The following is a 4,209-nucleotide window of genomic DNA, read 5'->3' as shown; positions in this document are numbered from 1 at the left end:
GGCGGTCGAAGGCGGAGGGATTGAGCCGTTGGGGCAGTCGCCCGTTGCGCACCAATCCCTCGATGCGGGCAAACACCTCGGCGCGCCCGAAGGGTTTTTTCATGAAGCCGTCCGACCCGAGCCGGTCGAGCACCATGCGGGCCATCGATTGCTCGTCGCCGCTGATCATGATCACGGGCACCTGGGCGGTCGCCGGGCCCTGGCGCAGGCGGCGCAGGGCGGCAAAGCCGTTCATCCCGGGCAGGAGGATGTCGAGGAAGATCAGGTCGGGTGGATACTGACGGGCGAGCTCCAGACCGGTCTCGGCGTCGCCGGCGGCAATCGGCTCGAACTCGTTCTGGCTGAGCATGCGGCTCAGTATCTTGACCACGGTCTTGGAGTCATCGATGACCAGGATGCGCAGACCGCGCGAGGCCTCCCAGCGACGACCGCGGCGGCGGTCGGCGGACGAACGCAGCCCGAGCAGGCTGCCCATGCGGCGCATGTAGCTCATGACACGTCTCCCTGTGTGATGGTTTGCCTGGCCGACCCCCGGGGTCGGCCGCCGGTTCAACGATCCTGTCGAACCGGCGCTTAGTCTTGCCGAATCCCACCCGCTTGTCCACCGGCTGCCACCGCGGCCCGACCATCAAAAAACCCGGCGGCTGCCGGGTCTGTCACATCGGGGCCCTTCCTCACTCGGCGATCTGCGCTGCCGGGCGGGAGAAGGACACCGGGGGCGGCTCCTCGTTCTCGAAGGTCACCACCTCGTAGGCCGACTCCTTGGCCAGCAACGCACGCAGCAGCTGGTTGTTCAGCGCGTGCCCCGACTTGTGGCCGGTGAAGCTGCCGATCACGCTGCAGCCGAGCAGGTATAGATCGCCGATGGCATCGAGGATCTTGTGCTTGACGAACTCGTCGCCGTAGCGCAGCCCGTCCTCGTTGAGGATGTGCTCCTCGCCGACCACGATCGCGTTGTCCACCGAACCGCCCAGGGCGAGATTGCGCGAACGCATCATCTCCAGGTCGCTCATGAAACCGAAGGTGCGGGCGCGGGCGACTTCCTTGACGAAGCTGGTCGAGGAGAAGTCGATCTCCGCCAGGCGCGCCGACTTGTCGAGCACCGGATGGTTGAAGTCGATCGACATCGCCACCCGAAAGCCCTCGTGCGGGTCGAAGCGCACCCAGCGGTCGCCATCAACCACCTCGACCGGCTCGAGGATGCGAATGAATCGCTTGTGCGCGTCCTGCTCCTCGATGCCCGCCGACTGGATCAGGAACACGAACGGGCTGGCGCTGCCGTCCATGATCGGCATCTCCGGGCCGTCGATCTCGACCACGCAGTTATCGATACCGAGCCCGGCCAACGCCGACAACAGGTGCTCGACGGTGGATATCTTCACGCCGTCCTTGACGAGCGTGGTGGACAGCTGGGTCTCGCCGACGTTGAAGGCATGGCCCGGAATGGTCGCGTCGTTGCCGAGATCGACCCGGTGGAAGACGATGCCGGTGTCGACCGGCGCCGGGCGCAGCGTCAGGCGGACCTGCTCGCCGGTGTGCAGACCGATCCCCGTGGCGCGGATGGTGTTACGGAGTGTGCGTTGCTGAACCAAGATCGTAAGAACCCAAGCCGGTAAATCGTATAATTATCGCATGCCTGTGATGGGATAAAAACCGCCCCGATCACCACCACCCGCGGGATCGGGCGGGGACACAAACGAAAACCCCGGCGGCGCCGGGGTTTTCGTCGATCGTTCGTGTCGATCCGCGCGCCCGTCGGCAACGTCGACGCTCAGGCCAGCAACCGGTTCAGTCGGCTGACGAAATCGGCCGAGTCGGCCAGCTTGCCACCCTCGGCGAGCATCGCCTGGCCGTAGAGCACGTGGGCGATATCGGCGAAGCGCGCCTCGTCCGACTCGCCCTCGGCCTGCTTGAGCAGACGGTGCTCCGGGTTGATCTCGAGGATCGGCCTGGTCTCGGGCATCGCCTGGCCGGCCTGTTCGAGGATGCGCTGCAGGTGCAGGCTGACATCGCCCTCGTCGGTCACCAGGCAGGCCGGGGACTCGACCAGCCGCCGCGAGCGACGCACGTCCTTGACCTCCTCGCCCAGGGTGTCCTTGAGCCGCTTGATCAGCGCCTCGTGCTCGGCCTTCTCCTCCTCGGACTCACCCTCGTCTTCCTCGTCGACGTCGATCTTGGCCTTGGTCACCGACTTGAGTGTCTTGCCGTCGAACTCGGTCAGGTGCGCCATGACCCACTCGTCGACCCGGTCGGAGAGCAGCAGCACCTCGATGCCCTTCTTGCGGAAGATCTCCAGATGCGGCGAGGCGATCGCGGCCTGGTAGGAGTCGGCGATGATGTAGTAGATCTCCTCCTGGTCCTCGGGCATCCGATCGATGTAGTCGGCCAGCGAAACGGTCTCCTCGTCACCCTCGCCCTGGGTGGAGGCGAAGCGCAGCAGGCCGGCGATCTTCTCCTTGTTGGCGAAGTCCTCGCCCACCCCTTCTTTCAACACCCGACCGAAGGTCGTCCAGAACTCGGTGTACTTCTCGGGCTCGTTTTTCGCCATCGTCTCCAGCAGGCCGAGCACGCGCTTGACCGAACCAGAGCGAATGGTGTCGAGCACGCGGTTGGACTGCAGGATCTCGCGCGAGACGTTCAGCGGCAGGTCGGCCGAGTCGATCACCCCGCGCACGAAGCGCAGGTAGCGCGGCATCAGCTTGTCGGCGTCGTCCATGATGAACACGCGCTTGACGTACAGCTTGACCCCATGGCTCTGTTCGGGCTCGAACAGGTCGAACGGTGCCCGCTTGGGAATGTAGAGCAGCGAGGTGTACTCGACCTTGCCCTCGACCTGGTTGTGCGCCCAGGCCAGCGGCGGGTCCCAGTCGTGCGATACGTGCTTGTAGAACTCGGTGTATTCATCGTCCGTGATCTCGCTCTTCGGCCGGGTCCACAGGGCGTTGGCGTCGTTGACGGTCTCCCAGCGTCCCGGGGTCTCGGTCTCGTTGCCCTCCTCGTCCTTCTCGGTCTTCGGCGGCACCCACATCTGCACGGGGAAATTGATGTGGTCGGAGTACTTGCGGATCACCGAGCGCAGGCGGAAGTCGTCGGCGAATTCCTGCTGGTCCTCGCGCAGGTGCAGCACGATGCGCGTGCCGCGCTCGGGCTTCTCGACCGTCTCGATGGTGTACTCGCCCTCACCGGTGGAGGTCCAGCGCACGCCGTGCTCGGCACCCACGCCGGCGCGGCGCGTGATCAGCTCGACGTGATCGGCGACGATGAACGCCGAGTAGAAGCCCACGCCGAACTGGCCGATCTGGTTGGCATCCTTCTGCTTGTCCGCCTCGAGCTGCTCGAGGAAGGCCTTGGTGCCCGAGTGGGCGATGGTGCCGATGTGCTCGACCACCTCCTCGTGGTTCATGCCGATGCCGTTGTCGTCGATGGTGACGGTCCTGGCCTCGCTGTCGAAGGACACCCGCACGCGCAGGTCCTTGTCGTTCTCGTACAGGCCGTCGTCGGCCAGCGCCTCGAAGCGCAGCTTGTCGCAGGCATCCGAGGCATTCGAGATCAGCTCGCGGAGGAACACCTCCGGGTTGGAGTACAGCGAGTGGATCATCAGGCGAAGCAGCTGCTTCACCTCGGTCTGGAAGGCATGCGTCTGGGCTTGGCTCATGAAAGCGGGTCTCCGTGTTGTCGCTCGGGGTTCGAATTCGCACAGGCGGCGGAGCCGCCACGGTCGGCGACGAGATAGGGACGGACAACAGGATTTCAAGTCGAAGCGGCGCAGCCGACTGCGGCCCGGGGCTGCCGCAAGCCTCAGAACACGATTCGCATTGGCAGTCCGCAGGCATCCACCGGCGGGTCGGGCGGCAGGGTCTCGCCCGTACCGGCACTCCAGCGGCGCGCAGTCCAGAGCACCGCGAACGCGTCGAGCATGTCGTCCTCCTTGACTCGCGTCCCGGCCAGTTGCTCCACCGCCGATTCGATGGTGGCCATGCCGAACGCCTCGGCAATCAAGGTGCGCCGGCGATAGATGCCGTCGATGCGGTGCTTGGAGGCCGGCAATGCCTTGTCGTCGTTCATGGCGAGGAAGGACAGTTCGGGGTGGACCTCGACCACCCGATCTCGCCACTCGGGACGTGACCGCAGCAGGTTGTCGACTTCCCGCACCTTGGCAAAGAGGTTCCATGCCTGAGCCGAGACGCCCTGCCCACCCGCCTGCCGCGA

The 4,209-nt window shown here is 65.4% G+C and carries 4 protein-coding genes; all 4 read right to left on the bottom strand.

Annotated features, from left to right (window positions below; translation table 11 throughout):
- Nucleotides 1–493, bottom strand: a 493-nt coding sequence (locus ACLFRM_RS09105) for a response regulator (protein ID WP_410755424.1), incomplete at its 3' end; no start/stop codon positions are given.
- Between the two features lie 181 nt (nucleotides 494–674).
- Nucleotides 675–1,592 carry a UDP-3-O-acyl-N-acetylglucosamine deacetylase gene (lpxC, locus tag ACLFRM_RS09100; protein ID WP_410755423.1) on the bottom strand — a complete coding sequence of 306 codons (918 nt, stop codon included), beginning with the start codon at nucleotides 1,590–1,592 and terminating at the stop codon, nucleotides 675–677.
- Between the two features lie 179 nt (nucleotides 1,593–1,771).
- Nucleotides 1,772–3,655, bottom strand: coding sequence for a molecular chaperone HtpG (gene htpG / locus ACLFRM_RS09095; RefSeq protein ID WP_410755422.1), 1,884 nt, complete (start codon nucleotides 3,653–3,655; stop codon nucleotides 1,772–1,774).
- A gap of 143 nt (nucleotides 3,656–3,798) precedes the next feature.
- A partial coding sequence (locus tag ACLFRM_RS09090) for a DUF429 domain-containing protein (RefSeq protein WP_410755421.1) occupies nucleotides 3,799–4,209 on the bottom strand: 411 nt, incomplete at its 5' end.

The sequence above is a fragment of the Guyparkeria sp. genome (genome assembly GCF_046540515.1).
Lineage (GTDB): Bacteria > Pseudomonadota > Gammaproteobacteria > Halothiobacillales > Halothiobacillaceae > Guyparkeria.
Note: the sequence above shows the minus strand (reverse complement) of the source record. Positions and strands in the feature narration are given on the sequence as shown.